The organism is Sphingomonas sp. (assembly GCF_019746665.1).
Lineage (GTDB): Bacteria > Pseudomonadota > Alphaproteobacteria > Sphingomonadales > Sphingomonadaceae > Sphingomonas.
This window is the reverse complement of record NZ_JAIERS010000001.1, coordinates 66023-79678: the sequence shown is the minus strand read 5'-3', so window position 1 is coordinate 79678 and position 13656 is coordinate 66023. Positions and strand designations below refer to the sequence as shown.

The 13656-nt window shown below is 67.8% G+C and carries 14 protein-coding genes; 4 read left to right on the top strand and 10 right to left on the bottom strand.

The window, feature by feature from the left end; genetic code table 11:
* The first annotated feature begins 4 nt into the window (after window positions 1-4).
* Together K2X73_RS00355 and K2X73_RS00350 are read left to right on the top strand one after the other, a co-directional pair.
* Window positions 5-202 carry a helix-turn-helix transcriptional regulator gene (locus K2X73_RS00355; RefSeq protein WP_294107457.1) on the top strand — a complete coding sequence of 66 codons (198 nt, stop codon included), beginning with the start codon at window positions 5-7 and terminating at the stop codon, window positions 200-202.
* An 83-nt stretch (window positions 203-285) separates the two neighbouring features.
* A complete protein-coding gene (locus K2X73_RS00350; RefSeq protein WP_294107456.1) occupies window positions 286-1665 on the top strand; it encodes an alpha/beta fold hydrolase in 1380 nt (459 codons plus the stop codon).
* Between the two features lie 224 nt (window positions 1666-1889).
* Here K2X73_RS00350 and K2X73_RS00345 read toward each other — a convergent pair whose 3' ends face one another.
* Window positions 1890-2456: a carboxymuconolactone decarboxylase family protein gene (locus K2X73_RS00345; protein WP_294107455.1), complete on the bottom strand. Its 567-nt coding sequence runs from the start codon at window positions 2454-2456 to the stop codon at window positions 1890-1892.
* Between the two features lie 89 nt (window positions 2457-2545).
* Here K2X73_RS00345 and recF point away from each other — a divergent pair, with 89 nt between their 5' ends.
* Both recF and K2X73_RS00335 read left to right on the top strand, forming a co-directional pair.
* On the top strand, window positions 2546-3595 hold the full coding sequence (gene recF, locus K2X73_RS00340) for a DNA replication/repair protein RecF (protein WP_294107674.1): 1050 nt from the start codon (window positions 2546-2548) through the stop codon (window positions 3593-3595).
* 191 nt (window positions 3596-3786) lie between these two features.
* On the top strand, window positions 3787-4308 hold the full coding sequence (locus K2X73_RS00335) for a TetR/AcrR family transcriptional regulator (RefSeq protein WP_294107454.1): 522 nt from the start codon (window positions 3787-3789) through the stop codon (window positions 4306-4308).
* 1 nt (window position 4309) lies between these two features.
* Here K2X73_RS00335 and K2X73_RS00330 read toward each other — a convergent pair whose 3' ends face one another.
* From K2X73_RS00330 to K2X73_RS00290, 9 genes are all read right to left on the bottom strand, one after another.
* Window positions 4310-4714, bottom strand: a complete 405-nt coding sequence (locus K2X73_RS00330; protein ID WP_294107453.1) for a hypothetical protein — start codon at window positions 4712-4714, stop codon at window positions 4310-4312.
* 65 nt (window positions 4715-4779) lie between these two features.
* Window positions 4780-7446, bottom strand: coding sequence for a phosphoenolpyruvate carboxylase (gene ppc, locus K2X73_RS00325; RefSeq protein WP_294107670.1), 2667 nt, complete (start codon window positions 7444-7446; stop codon window positions 4780-4782).
* 23 nt (window positions 7447-7469) lie between these two features.
* Window positions 7470-8774: a sorbosone dehydrogenase family protein gene (locus K2X73_RS00320; protein WP_365980115.1), complete on the bottom strand. Its 1305-nt coding sequence runs from the start codon at window positions 8772-8774 to the stop codon at window positions 7470-7472.
* Window positions 8771-9223, bottom strand: coding sequence for a DUF2231 domain-containing protein (locus K2X73_RS00315; protein WP_365980114.1), 453 nt, complete (start codon window positions 9221-9223; stop codon window positions 8771-8773). Before K2X73_RS00315 ends, K2X73_RS00320 begins: the two co-directional genes overlap by 4 nt.
* Window positions 9224-9319: 96 nt before the next feature.
* Window positions 9320-10027 carry a Crp/Fnr family transcriptional regulator gene (locus K2X73_RS00310; protein WP_294107451.1) on the bottom strand — a complete coding sequence of 236 codons (708 nt, stop codon included), beginning with the start codon at window positions 10025-10027 and terminating at the stop codon, window positions 9320-9322.
* 10 nt (window positions 10028-10037) lie between these two features.
* The gene (locus K2X73_RS00305; protein ID WP_294107450.1) at window positions 10038-10397 is read right to left on the bottom strand and encodes a response regulator; all 360 of its coding nucleotides are present in this window, start codon (window positions 10395-10397) and stop codon (window positions 10038-10040) included.
* A 183-nt stretch (window positions 10398-10580) separates the two neighbouring features.
* Complete coding sequence (locus K2X73_RS00300; protein ID WP_294107449.1) at window positions 10581-11189, bottom strand: response regulator transcription factor; 609 nt, start codon at window positions 11187-11189, stop codon at window positions 10581-10583.
* Complete coding sequence (locus tag K2X73_RS00295; RefSeq protein ID WP_294107447.1) at window positions 11182-12702, bottom strand: PAS domain S-box protein; 1521 nt, start codon at window positions 12700-12702, stop codon at window positions 11182-11184. Before K2X73_RS00295 ends, K2X73_RS00300 begins: the two co-directional genes overlap by 8 nt.
* Window positions 12703-12819: 117 nt before the next feature.
* Window positions 12820-13626 carry a universal stress protein gene (locus K2X73_RS00290; RefSeq protein ID WP_294107445.1) on the bottom strand — a complete coding sequence of 269 codons (807 nt, stop codon included), beginning with the start codon at window positions 13624-13626 and terminating at the stop codon, window positions 12820-12822.
* Window positions 13627-13656 lie beyond the last annotated feature (30 nt).

Below are 13656 nucleotides of genomic sequence, written 5' to 3'. Positions count from 1 at the left end.
GGGTATGAAAAATCGCCTGAAAGTCTTGCGCGCCGAGCGAGGCCTGACGCAGGCGGCGCTCGCCAAACTGCTTGATGTATCGCGTGAAGCGATCAACGCGATCGAAACAGGGCGGTACGATCCCAGCCTGTCCCTAGCCTTTAAGATCGCCCGCTTGTTCGGGCAACCGGCCGAAGCGATCTTCGACGATGAGCGGTCGTGATCTCATTTGAAAGTTTCTATCGATTACATCGGTAAGGAAGCGGTATGCGGAAAATAATATTGGGTTTCTCCTTTACCCTACTGTTGATCTGTCTGCCTCTGGGGACCCGCGCGCAGAGCCGCCCCGCCGCTGCCTCGGCGCCCGAAGCAGCGCAGAGCATCGACGGCGACTGGGATGGCACATTGACGGTTTCCGCCATCAAATTGCGCCTAGCCCTTCACATTCGCACCGATGCGACTGGCACCAAGGGAACCATCGACAGCATCGATCAGCAAGCCATGGGAATCCCGATTTCCAAGATCGACAGGGATGCTGGCGCGGTGATCTTCGAGATTGCCTCCGTCAACGCAGCCTTCAAGGCAGTACTCGACCCTACTGGTAACACGCTCACGGGTGAGTGGCGTCAGGGCAGTAATACTTTGCCGCTTATATTCACCCGTCGACAGCCCGGCCAGGTTCAGCCCGTCAGCGCCCGCCCGCAGACTCCGAAAAGGCCCTACCCTTATCGGGAAGAGGAGATCAACTTCTCGGAAGACGGGGCTCCGTTCCGCCTCGCTGGCACGCTAACTTTACCCCGCGGTGCCGGGCCTTATCCAGCCGTGGTTCTTGTCGCCGGTTCTGGTCCCAACACCCGCAACGAGCCAATCCTTGGTCACGAGCCGTTCCTTGTCATTGCGGACCATCTCACGCGCCATGGTATTGCCGTGTTGCGATACGACAAGCGCGGGACCGGCGCGTCCGGTGGTGTTTATGCAACCGCAACCACGCGCGATTTTGCCGACGATGCTGAGGCCGCGCTTGCCTATCTGAAGAATCGTCCCGAAGTCGATGCGCGCCACGTGGGGCTGATTGGCCATAGCGAGGGCGGGTTGATAGCGCCGATCGTGGCGGCGCAAGATCGCTCGGCAGCCTTCATTGTGATGATGGGAGGCCCGGGCGTGAATGGCGCTCAGGTGTGGTTGGAGCAGCTCAAGCTCGTTCTGGCCGCTGAAGGAATGGCGCCAGACAAGATCGCGGCGGCCGTAGCGCAACGGCAGCGAACAATTCAAATCCTTCTTAACGAGAGTGATGCCAAGACAGCGGCAACCAAGCTGCGCGCGTTGATGTCCGGCGACGCCCCGGCAGCTCAAGTTGAAGCGGCGATTGTGGCGGTTAACAACCAGTGGTTTCGCGAGTTTCTCCACTATGAGCCGGCGCCGACCCTGCGCAAAGTCAACTGTCCTGTCCTTGTCCTGCAAGGTAGCAAGGACCTGCAGGTATCCGCGGCCCAAAACCTCCCCGCTATTCGTACCGCACTTCGTAAGAATCAGCATGTCGAAGTGGTCGAACTTCCTGGACTCAATCATCTATTCCAAAGCGCTCAGACAGGCGGCCCCGGCGAATACAGCCAGATTGAAGAAACCATCGCGCCGGCTGCGCTCGATATGCTCGCAAACTGGATTGTTCGGCAAGCCACCCTATAAAACTCCAAATGCAGCGTGCTGCCAATCGTTGGCCGTTCGCTCCATGCCTTCCGCGGCTGCTTCAGCGAAATAAAACCGGCGGGCTCGAAAACGTCCGCTACGGGAGCAGCCATTTTTGCAGCGCCTCACATTCCAGCATCTTTTGAAAGAACTTCCGCTAAGCGAACTAGCTCACCTAAAACCTGTCAGACCGCAACCGGCCCAGAAGCCGCTCCCCCCACCCCCTATTCCCTCTCCGGCACCGGCACATTGAACCCATTGAGCGTCATCGACACCAGGCAGTAGAGCCCCACCAGATAGATCAGCTCGTTCGCGCCGTGCTGGCCGAAGGTCGTCACCGCGAGGGTGTAGCAGGGCTCAGGCAGCACGCCGCCATTCACCAGCGCGAAGGCGACATCATAGGCGACCGCTTCCTCGGGCGAGAGGTCGCGCGGTTTCACCCCGGCGCAGAGTTCGGACAGGCGCGCGGCGCTCATCCCCTCGCGCTCGGCGACGGCGATGTGGGCGTAGAGCTCATAGGCCGCGTCGAAATGCGCGCCGGTGACGAGGATCGCGATCTGGCGCGCGGGATCGGGCAGGCTGGCGCCGATCGACATCGCCTTGGTCAGCTCCCACACCGCCTTGCCGTACACCGGCTCGTGCAGCCACGGATTCCACGGCCCGCACAGCGATCCGTTCGCGTCGATCGTCTTGAAATCGTTGAAGTTGGTCGCGATGCCGGCCTTCATATCCTCGTATAGCGGCTTTTGCGCGTCGGTCAGCTCGGACGGTTTGATCAGCGGCAGGCGCATGGCGTTCTCCTCAAGCTCCCCCGTGCGCCTTGTGGCGGCGAAATGCGAAAGAAGCGAGACAGGCGCCGCCGATGCGCTACAGCGGGGCCGTGCTGCGTCGCCTGATTTTGACCGATTTCCGCAACCATCCGGCGCTGAGCCTGGCGCCCGCGCCGGGCTTTGTCGTGCTGACGGGCGAGAATGGCGTCGGCAAGACCAATGTGCTGGAGGCGGTGTCGCTGCTCGCGCCCGGGCGGGGGTTGCGCGGCGTGCGGCTGGGCGAGGTCGCGCGGCAGGGCGGGGCGGGGGGCTTCGGCGTCGCGGCGACCTTGGGCGACGGGGTCGAGCTGGCGACCGGCACCCAGCCGGCGGCCCCCGAGCGGCGGCTGGTGCGGATCCAGGGCGCGGCGGCGGCGGCGACCGCGCTCGCCGATTGGCTGACGGTGTTGTGGCTGACCCCGGCGATGGACCGGCTGTTCGTGGAGGCCGCCGGCGAGCGCCGCCGCTTCCTCGATCGGCTGACGCTCGCGCTGTTCCCCACGCACGCCACGCACGCGACGCGTTACGAAGCGGCGATGCGCGCGCGCAACCGGCTGCTCGCGGATCTGGCGGCGGGCGGGCGGCCCGATCCGGCGTGGCTCGCCGCGCTCGAGGCGCAAATGGCCGAGCATGGCGCGGCACTCGACGCGGGACGGCGCGAGCTGGTCGCGGCGCTGTCCGAGCGCGACGCGGCGGTGCCCGAGGGCGTCTTCGCACGGGCCGGGATCGGCCTGGCAGGGGATGGCGCGGGCGATTTGGCGGCCCGGCTGGCGGCGGGGCGGCGGCGCGACGCGGCGGCGGGGCGCGCGCTCGACGGACCGCACCGCGCCGATCTTTCCGTCACCCATCTCGGCAAGGGCCAGGCGGCCGCGCTTTGTTCGACCGGCGAGCAGAAGGCGCTGCTGCTCGGCATCGTCCTCGCCCATGCCGAGCTGGTCGCCGAGCGCCGCGGGGCGCCGCCGGTGCTCCTCCTCGACGAGGTCGCCGCCCATCTCGACCCCCGCCGCCGCGCCGCGCTGTTCGAGCGGCTGGAGGGGCGCGGGCAGGTGTGGATGACCGGCACCGAACCGGCGCTGTTTCAGGGCGTTAGCGGCACGTTGCTGGCGCTTCCCCTGGGCTGACCGTTGCGCTGCTGGCTGCGGAAAGTATCGAAATAGGTCCATCCCAGCGCGACGAACATAATGCCGAAATGAAACATCCAGAGCGGAAGCATGGCCAAACCCCTATGGCGCAAGCACGCCCCCGCGCGGAAAGTGAACGTGCGAACAGCGCATTGTTGCCTCGCCACGCGACAAGGGCGTAAGAGCACGCGATGAATGCCGAGGCCAAGCGCGCGCAATTGCTCGATCGGCTCGCCGATCACGTCCTGGCGGAGGGGCTGGCGGGGGCGAGCCTGCGCCCGCTCGCCAAGGCAGCGGGCACCAGCGACCGGATGCTGCTCTATTATTTCACCGACAAGGCGGCGCTGATCGAGGGGGTGCTGGCGCGCATCGCCGAGCGGTTCACCCCGATCCTCGATGGTCTCGCGCCGCCCGAGCCCCGCGCGCCCGAGGCGCTGATCGCCGTGCTGCCTGGCTTGCTCGCGGCGCCGTCGCTCCAGCCCTACATGGCCGTATGGCTTGAAATGGCGGCGCTTTCGGCGCGCGGCGACCAGGGCTGTCGCACCGCGGCGAGTGCCATCGGGCACCAGTTCCTCGCCTGGATCACCGATCGCCTGGCGCTGGCGGAGCCCGAGCGCGGCACCGTCGCCGCGCGGCTGTTCCAGCAGATCGAGGGCGCGGCGGTGCTCAATGCCATCGGGCTGGACGACGTGGTCGCCCGGGCGATGGCCTGATTCAGGCGGCGGGGCGGCGCACGAACCCCAGGATCAGCGCCACACCGATCGCCCAGAGCAGCGTGCCGGCGACCGCCTTCGCATCGGCGATGTCGCTTGCGTAAATCCACGGCGCGAAGCCGATCACCAGCCCGTCGATCGTCACGGCGGTGCCGCAAACGAGCGCGCTCGCTTCCACGGTCGCGGTGCGCGGCAGGCCGGCGAGGCGCGTCAGCAGCGGGATCAGTGGCCAAGTGCCGACGATGGTGAGCGCATAGACGCTCGCGAGCGACACTGGATTGTCCAGCCAGCCGCCACCGACGGCCAAGCGCAGGATCAGCACGCCGAGCGCCCAGAGCACAAGGCCGAAGAAGATAAGGCTGGGGGTCGACCGGGCAGGGTTGGCGGGGACCGCAAAGCTGTTCATCACGCGACTCCAATACATGTAGCGGTTGCTACATAGCCGAGTTGCATGAGGGGCGCTACAACAAACTAGCCACTGTTGCGCAGCGCGGTCGCGATGGCGTTGATCGACAGCTGGATGCCCTCGGCGATGCGGGGATCATCCTCGCCGCCGCGGTGGCGTTTCAACAGCTCGATCTGGAGCAGATTGAGCGGCTCGATATAGGGTAGGCGCAGCCGTATCGACTGGGCGAGCGCCGGGCTATGTTCGAGCAGCCCCGCCTGGCCGGTGATCCGCAACAGCGCGTCGCGCGTGCGTTGCCACTCGTCACGAATCCGCCCGAAAATCGTCTGCGCCGCCGCCTGATCCTCGGCAAGCGCGACATAGCGCGCGGCGATCGCCATATCCGACTTGGCCAGCACCATCTCCAGATTGCCGAGCGTCGCGCGGAGGAACGGCCAAGCCCGCGCCATTTCGGCGAGCAGCCCGTGGTCGCCCCCGGCGAGCGCGGTGCCGATGCCGTACCAGCCGGGCAGCATCACCCGTGCCTGCGCCCAGCTGAACACCCAGGGAATGGCGCGCAAATCCTCGATCGCGTCGGATCTGGTCCGGCTCGCCGGGCGCGAACCGATCTTCAAAGTCGCGATCTCGGCGATCGGCGTCACCTGGCGGAAGAAAGCACGGAAGCCGGGGTCCGCATAAACCAGCGCGCGATAAGCATCGAACGCGCGCGCCGAAAGCGCGTCCATCGCTGCTCCGAAGCGCGCCGCCTCGGCCGGCGCGGGCGCGGCGGGGTCGAGCGAGGCGAGCAGGGTAGCGGCGGCGATCGCCTCCAGGTTGGTCGCCGCGCTTTCGCGGGTGCCATATTTCCCGGCGATCACCTCGCCCTGTTCGGTGATGCGGATGCGGCCCTGCACCGTGCCAGGCGGCTGGCCGAGAATCGCCGCGAACGATGATCCGCCGCCACGCCCCACGGCGCCGCCGCGGCCGTGGAACAGCTGCATCGGCACCCGCGCCGCCGCGAACACGTCGCGCAGCGCCTCGCTGGCGCGGTGAAGCGACCAGACCGAGGTCAGATAACCGCCATCCTTGTTCGAATCCGAATAGCCGAGCATCACCTCCTGCCGCCCGCGCTGGCGCGCCCAATCGGCGGTCTCGCCCAGCGCCAGCCAATCGCGCATGATCGCGGGTGCTGCGGCAAGGTCGTCGATCGTCTCGAACAGCGGCACCGCCATGATCGCGGGTGGCTCGCCGGGGCGATAGAGCCCCGCTTCTTTGAGCAGCAGCTGCACCTCAAGCAGGTCCGACACAGATTTCGCCATCGAGACGATATAGGTGGTGATCGCCCGCCGGCCGTAGCGGGCGTGCGCGGCGGCGGCGGCGCGGAGGATCGCGAGCTCGCTTTCGGTTTCGGCGGAATAGTCGGCGAGCGGGGTCGCGAGCAGGCGGGGGCTCGCCAGTTCCCGGCGGAGCAGCGCCACGCGCGCGGCTTCGTCGAGCGCGGCGTAGCCAGCCTCGATCCCCGCCGCGCGGAGCAATTCGCCGACCACGCGCTCATGCACGGCGCTGTTCTGGCGGAGATCGAGCGTCGAGCCTTGAAAACCGAACAGCTCGACCGCGCGGATCAGCCGACCGAGCGCGCCACCGCTGGCGAGTACCCCGCCATCGGCGCCAAGCGACTTGGCGAGCGCTTTCAGGTCCGCACGCAACGCCTCGCAATCGGGATAGCGCGGGGCGGTGATCGGCGAGGAGCGCGGCGGTGCGCGGCCGACCAGCTCGGCATAAGTCGCCGCCAGCCGCGCATAGATGCCCGAAAGCGCGCGGCGATAGGGCTCGTCCGCCCGCGCCGGGGCATCGTCGCCGCTTGCGTCGGCCAGCGCCGCCAGTTGGGGCGTGACGGGGGCGAGTTCGGTCGAGACCGACAGCTCGGCCCCCAGCGCGTGGACGCCTTCCAGATAATGGCCGAGCACCGTCTCCGCGCCGCGCGCGAACGCCATGTGTAGCGTTTCGGCGGTGACATAAGGGTTGCCGTCGCGGTCGCCGCCCACCCAGCTGCCGAGCTTCAGGAAAGCCGGGGGCCGCTTGCCGAGCGCCCGTTCCCAGCGGGCATAGAGCGCGGGCAAGGTGGGGAGGAACACATCGGCGACATAGTCGCGCACCGTATCGACCTCATCCGCGACGAACAGCCGTTCGCGACGCAGCGGGCGGGTTTGCCAAAGCAGCGCGATTTGGCGCGCGATCGCCGCCTCGATCGGATCGCCCTCCGCGGTTTCGGCAAGACCCCGGTCGCGCAGCTGCATCAGTTCGGAAATGCGGTTGCGGTGATCGATCATGCTCTTGCGCCGTACCTCGGTCGGGTGCGCGGTGAGCACCGGGGTGATCAGCGCTTCATCGAGCAACTGCGTCACCGCCGCGTCATCCACCCCGGCGGCGCGCAGCCGGGCGAGTGCCTGGGGCACGTCCGCGCCGGGCTCGGCGGCGATGCCCTGGCGATCCTCGGCCAGATTGGCGAGCATCGAGAACAGCATGAAGCCGCGCACGAAGGCGAGCGTCTCGTCCAGGCTCAGCGCTTCGAGCCCGGCGCCCAGCGGTCGGTCGCTGCCGCGATGCCGCTCGACCGAGGCGCTGCGGATCGCCTCGGTGCGCGCGTAGAGCGCGTCGCCGCCATAATGGCGGATCACGTCGCCCAGCAACCTCCCCAGGAAGCGGATATCGGGGTTCTGCGCGATGGGGGCGGAGTCGTTCACGCCCGCCATGCTGCGCTGCGGCAAGAGCCGGGTCAACCGCCCCAGCTCACCCGCCATACGGTATTGCCGACGTCGTCCGCGACGAGCAGCGCACCGCCGCGATCGACCGCGACCCCCACCGGCCTGCCATGTGCCCGGCCGCCGTCGATGAAGCCGGTCAAGAAATCCTGCGCCTTGCCACTCGGCCGGCCATTGGCGAAGGGGACGAACACGACCTTGTACCCGCTCGGCCGGCTGCGGTTCCAGCTGCCATGCTCGCCGATGAAAGCGCCGCCGCGATAGGGCGGGGGGAAGGCGCCGGCGGTATAGAAATCTAGGCCGAGCGCCGCGACATGGCTGCCGAGCGCGTAATCGGGCGCGATCGCGCTCTTCACCAGATCGGGCCGCTGCGGCTGCACCCGCACGTCCACATGCTGGCCCCAATAGCTATAGGGCCAGCCGTAAAAGCCACCGGGGCGAACGCTGGTGAGGTAATCGGGCGAGGCATCGGGGCCGATTTCATCGCGCTCGTTGGCGACCAGCCACAAAGTGTTGCTCCCCGGGTAGAAACGGGGTGAATTAGGGTTGCGCAGGCCGCCCGCGAAGACGCGCGCGGCGCCGGTCGCGCGGTCGATTTCCCACACCGCGGCGCGACCATGTTCGGCCTCGATACCGTTCTCGCCGACATTGCTGTTCGAGCCGATCGTCGCATAGAGCTTCGCGCCATCAGGGCTGACGGTGAGGCTCTTGGTCCAATGGTGGTTGTAGGGACCGCCAGGCAGCGGCGCGACCGGGGTGCCGGGCGCGGTGATCCGGGTTTCCCCGGTCACATAGGGGTAGCGGACGACGCCATCGGTGTTGGCGACGTACAAATCGCCCCCCACCAGCACCACGCCGAACGGCGAGTTGAGATGCTCAAGGAACACCGTGCGCCCTTCCGCCACGCCATCGCCATTCGCGTCGCGGATCAGGGTGATGCGGTTGCTCGGCTCGGCGCCGGGCGAGGGATCGGCGCCGGAGGCAAGCCCTTCGAGCCAGCCGCGGATCGGTTCCTTGGGCCGGTCGACCGGCTCGCCGGGCTCGGGCGCGCGCGATTCCACCGCGAGGACATCGCCATTGGGCAGCACATAGACGAAGCGCGGGTGCGACAGCCCGCGTGCCAGCGCCTGCACGCGGAAGCCCGCTGGCGCCTTGGGCGTTTCGCCCTCGCGCCAGCCGACGATCCTGGCGATGTTGATCGAGGCGAACAGCGGTTGGCGCGGCGCGTGGATGGTGGGGTTGGGGCCGATCTGGTCGGCTCGATCGCCCTCGCCACAGCCGGCCAGCAGCAGGGACAACAGAAGCGCGCGCAGCTTCACCGTGCCACGCCCACGCCTTGGCGATAGACGAGATGCTGGCCCAGCCACCCGCTCACCAGCAGCAGCGCGACCGAGATCGCCGACAGCGCCAACCCCTCGGGCACCACCGAGGTCCAACCGTCGCGGCTGTGAACCAGGATGTTGATCAGCTCGAGCAGCATCACGACGATATTGATCCCCATATGCCAAGGCGCGGCCCGCCGCCGACGCACCGACTGGCTGCCGACATAATCGGCGAGCCCCAGCAGGGCGGCGAGCGCGCCGGTGGCGAGCCCCGCCGTGATCAGCCAAGCTGAAAAGTTCGACCACATGATGAAGGCGGTCTGCGCATAGGCGATGTCGGTCAGCAGCGCGCCGACGAAGCAGACGATTGGGAAGGGGACCAGCATCGGATGCAGTGGATGACCGAACAACGCGGCGGTCGAGCGCGGGTGATCGGGAGCCTGCATGGCCTAAGGACGAACGGCACGGCGGGCGGTTCCGTCGGTTCGGTCGCCGAGGCGGGGCGGCAGGCTCGTTAAGGCCCAACGCGCACGGCGAACAGCCTAGTCGGCTGGTTCCCCCGCGAGGGCGGCGAGCGCCATGCGGTCGTGCAGCACGAAATGGCGCAGGTCGGGGAGCGCGATCACGCCATCATCGGCGAAGCGATGGAGGCGGCGGCTCACCGTTTCGATGGTCAGCCCCAGCAGTCCCGCCATTTGCTGACGCGAGAGCGGCAGCGCGATCGCCGTGCCCTCGGTACCGCCGGCGCGGTCGGCAAGGTCGAGCAACAGGCTCGCGACCCGTTCGGCGGCATTCTTGCGGCCGATCAGCAGCAGCCAGCGCCGGGCATTGTCTAGCTCGCCGAACAGCCGTTCGAGCAGCGCCTGCGCCGCTTTGCCCTCGCGTGCCATGAACGCGGTGAACGCGTCGCGCGGCACCAGGCACAGGCTCGCCTCGCCAAGCGCGGTGACGCTATGCGTCGCGGGCGCGCCCAGCGGGTTGCCGACAATATCCCCCGGACCGGCCACGCCCAGGATCAACTCGCGCCCATCGGCGAGCGACGCGCTGAGCTTAAGCAGCCCGGTCCGCACCGTGCCGACCGAGGTGACCCGCTCGCCCTCCCAGCTCAAGGTCGTCCCTGGTCGCAGTTGGCGCACCCGGCCCAGCCCAGCGAAATCATGGAGGGCATCGGGATGGAGCTGAGCGCAGATCGCGCTTGCCCGCCCCGAACAGTCGGTGCAGCGCGATGGCAGCGTGGCGGTACCGGGCATACTCTCCCTCCTATCCCAGCGCGGCGACCAGATCGCGCGCGCGCAGTGGCTTTTCCAGCACCGCCTCGAACCCGCAGGCGCGGGCTTCGTCGCGCAATCGCGCGTCGGGGAAGCCCGTCATCAGGATCGCGCGTCCCTGCCAGCCGCCTTCGCGCATCGCCCGCAGCACCGACAAGCCATCGCCATCCGGCAAGCGATAGTCGCAGATCATCACGTCGAACGGGCTGTGGTCTCCGGCCATCGCGGATCGCGCGCCGGCGAAGGCACGGACCTCATAGCCATGGCCCTGCAACAGCAGCTGGAACGAGCGACGAACCTCTTCGTCGTCCTCGATCAGCAACAGCTGCAGCGGGGTGCTATCGGAACCCAAAGCTTGTCCCATCCACCTTATCTCGCCTCAGCCCAGGGGGAAAATGGCAGAGGCGGCCGGCAGCGTCGCTACGTAGTCTTCCGCAGTCAGCCGGGGACCGGCACAAGGACAAGCGGGGTAATGATTGTCTCAAGGTGATGTGAATAAAAAATCAAGTCAGGTCAAAGACTAGCTCAAGTCCCCTCAGCCCATACCCGCCGCGAAGGCGATGCGTAAAGCCTCTGAAAGGCTGCGAACCTCAAGCTTCGTCATCAGGTTGGCGCGGTGGACCTCGACCGTACGTGGCGAAATCCCAAGATCATAAGCGATGGTTTTGTTGGGCAGGCCTTTGGCAAGGCCGGCCAGCACGTCGCGTTCGCGCGCGGTGAGCGCGGCTAGCCGCACGCCCGCCGCGCGCGCGGCATCGGCCCCTTCGCCGACCTGATCGACACGCGCGAAGCCCGCCTCGAGCGCGGTCAGCAAGGCGGCCTTCTCGAAGGGTTTCTCCAGGAAATCGACCGCGCCCGCCTTCATCGCCTGCACGGCGGTGGTGATGTCGCCGTGCCCGGTGAGCACGATCACCGGCAAGGTGATACCGCGCGCCGCCATCTCGCGCTGCACCTCCAGCCCGTCCATCTCCGGCATTCGCACGTCCAGCAGGACGCAGCCGGGTTCTAGCCCCCGGGCTTCGCGCAGAAACTCGGTGCCGGAGGCGAAGAGCGAGGCCTGATAGCCCGAGGTGCGCAGGAGGAAGCCAAGCGAACGCCGCACGGCTTCCTCGTCATCGACCACGTAAACGCGTTGCTCAGTCATGTTCGTCCTCGCCATGCGCTTGGGGCAAAGTGAAGTGGAACGCGGTGCCACGGCCGCCCGGCCCGGTATCGGCCCAGATGCGTCCGCCATGCGCCTCGATGATGGTGCGGCAGATCGACAGGCCAAGGCCCATGCCCGTCTCCTTGCTGCTGGAGAAGGCGGCGAACAGTCGTGGCGCGACGATGGGATCGATGCCGCTGCCGGTGTCGGTCACCGATACGCGCACCATCTCGCCATCGGCACGGCTGCTGACCGTCACATCGCGCACCGGGCTGTCGGTCATCGCCTCGACCGCGTTGCGCAACAGGTTGACGAGCACCTGCTGCACCTGCACCCGATCGACCACCACCATCGGCGCGGTGGGATCGAGCTCGATGAAGCCGCGCATGCCGCGCTCGCGCCCGCCCATCAGCGCCAGCCGACTGGCTTCTTCGACCAGTTGCGCGAGCGGCTCGGGCCGCTGCTCGAGCTCGCCGCGCTGGACGAAATCGCGCAGGCGGCGGACGATCCTGCCGGCGCGTAGTGCCTCGTGCGCGGCCTCGGTCATCGCCTCGGCGGCGGTCGCGCGGCTGCCGGCGTCGTCGCGCGTCACCAGGTCGCGTCCGGCCTCCAGATAATTGGCGACCGCCGTGAGCGGCTGGTTGAGTTCGTGCGCCAACGTCGATGCCATCGTCCCCATCGCGCTGACCCGGGAGACGTGGATCAGCTCCGATTGCAGCTCCTTCAGGCGCAGTTCGGCGCGTTGCCGCTCGGTCAGATCGCGGATGAAGCCGGTGAAGACGCGGTGCCCCTCGCTATGCGCTTCGCCCACCGCCAGCTCCATCGGGAAGTGGCTGCCGTCGCGCTTCTGGCCGAGCACGACACGGCCGATGCCGATGATCCGTGGCTCGGCGGTGTCGGCATAGCGGCGCATATAGCCGTCGTGTCGGTGACGGTCGGCGTCGGGCATCAGCCGGCTGACATTGTCGCCGAGCAGTTCGGCCTCGCGATAGCCGAACAGGCGTTCGGCGGCGGCGCTGAACGACAGAATCTTGCCGCGCTCGTCGATCACCACCATCGCGTCGGGCACGGTCGCCAGGATCGAGCGATAGTGAAGTTCACTTTGTACCAGCGCCTGTTGCGCCGCCTTGCGCGGGGTGATGTCGTGTAGCGACAGGCCGTAGCCGCGCACCATGCCGCCACGGCCGGTGAGGGCGGCGAGGGTGGTGTCCGCAAAGAATTCGGAGCCGTCCTTGCGGAGCCGCCATGCCTCGCTGCGTAGTGGCGCAAGCCGCGCGGTGACGCGGTCCTCCGCCGGCTGGCCCTGGTCGCGCTCGCCGGGCGTGTAGAGCAGGTCGACGGGTTCGCCGATCACCTCGGCGGGCGACCAGCCGGTGAGCAGCTCGGCGCCCCGGTTCCAGCTGGCGATGCGACCGTCGGGCGCGAGCAGGATCAGCGCACGGTCGCTCATCGCGGCGACGAACCGCGCGAGTTCGTCGGCAATACGCTCGGGCTCGAGCCCCGGGTCGATCATCTCCCCGCCCATTGTGGGTAGTTTAGCGCGATGGGCGGCATCACGCCAAGTCCCGGCGGTGATTAATCGTCCTTTATGACACGGTTAGCGTACGCCGCGGATCAAGACGGGGGGCGGCTATCGCCCGCGCGCGAGCAGTACCGGGACGGGGCTCGCGGCGAGCGCGCTGGCGGTGACGCCGCCGAACACGCTTTCGAACCAGCGCGGATGCGCGAAGCCCCCCATCACCAGATAGTCGCACTGCGCCGCCGCCTCGGCGAGCAGCTGGACGCCCACCCGCCGGGAATCGCCAGGTTCGTGGCGCACCTCGACCCGAATACCCCGCCGCGCGAGGTAGATCGCGGCCTGTTCCGGCGGCACCGCGATCATCGCCGCGCCGATGTGCAGCAATGTCACGCTGCGGGCTTGGGTCAGCAGCGGCAGCGCTGCCTTGAGCGCGCTCTCGGCCTCGCGGGAGCCGTCCCACGCGATCAGCGCGTCGCCCTCCACCTTGATGCCGCGCGCCTGCTCCGGCACCGCGAACACCGGGAGCAGCCCCTCGTTCAGCACCGCACCCGCGAGTTCGCCCATATTAGGATAAGCAGCGCTGTCGAGCGCGCGGTTGAGCACCACGACATCGTTCAGCCGGGAGGCCTCCTTCAGGCACAAGGCAGGATCACCGGCCGCTTCTTGCCAGCTGTAGTTCACGCCTTCGATCGCGAGCCGCGCTTTTAGCCGCGCCGCGTTGGCGGCCTCGGCGGCGCGTTCCTCGGCGAGCAGCATCGCCTGGCCGCCGAGCCCGGCATAATCGTCGACCATCATGGGGACGATCGACACGTCGAGGCAGTTCAGATGCGCGTCAAAGGCGCGGGCGAGGTCGAGTGCCACCTGAAGCCGCGCTTCCTGCCCGGCGTCGTCATGCACCAGCAACAAGATGTTTCGCATGGCCAGCTCCCTTCGAGGTGATGCGCCAAG

Excerpts from the sequence above, each read along its gene's own strand:
- K2X73_RS00290 (WP_294107445.1), bottom strand. The coding sequence starts at position 13,626 with ATGCGAAACATCTTGTTGCTGGTGCATGACGACGCCGGGCAGGAAGCG.
- K2X73_RS00335 (WP_294107454.1), top strand. The coding sequence starts at position 3,787 with ATGAATGCCGAGGCCAAGCGCGCGCAATTGCTCGATCGGCTCGCCGAT.
- K2X73_RS00310 (WP_294107451.1), bottom strand. The coding sequence starts at position 10,027 with ATGCCCGGTACCGCCACGCTGCCATCGCGCTGCACCGACTGTTCGGGG.
- K2X73_RS00295 (WP_294107447.1), bottom strand. The coding sequence starts at position 12,702 with ATGATCGACCCGGGGCTCGAGCCCGAGCGTATTGCCGACGAACTCGCG.
- ppc (WP_294107670.1), bottom strand. The coding sequence starts at position 7,446 with ATGGCGGGCGTGAACGACTCCGCCCCCATCGCGCAGAACCCCGATATC.
- K2X73_RS00355 (WP_294107457.1), top strand. The coding sequence starts at position 5 with ATGAAAAATCGCCTGAAAGTCTTGCGCGCCGAGCGAGGCCTGACGCAG.
- K2X73_RS00330 (WP_294107453.1), bottom strand. The coding sequence starts at position 4,714 with ATGAACAGCTTTGCGGTCCCCGCCAACCCTGCCCGGTCGACCCCCAGC.
- K2X73_RS00315 (WP_365980114.1), bottom strand. The coding sequence starts at position 9,223 with ATGCAGGCTCCCGATCACCCGCGCTCGACCGCCGCGTTGTTCGGTCAT.
- K2X73_RS00345 (WP_294107455.1), bottom strand. The coding sequence starts at position 2,456 with ATGCGCCTGCCGCTGATCAAACCGTCCGAGCTGACCGACGCGCAAAAG.
- K2X73_RS00300 (WP_294107449.1), bottom strand. The coding sequence starts at position 11,189 with ATGACTGAGCAACGCGTTTACGTGGTCGATGACGAGGAAGCCGTGCGG.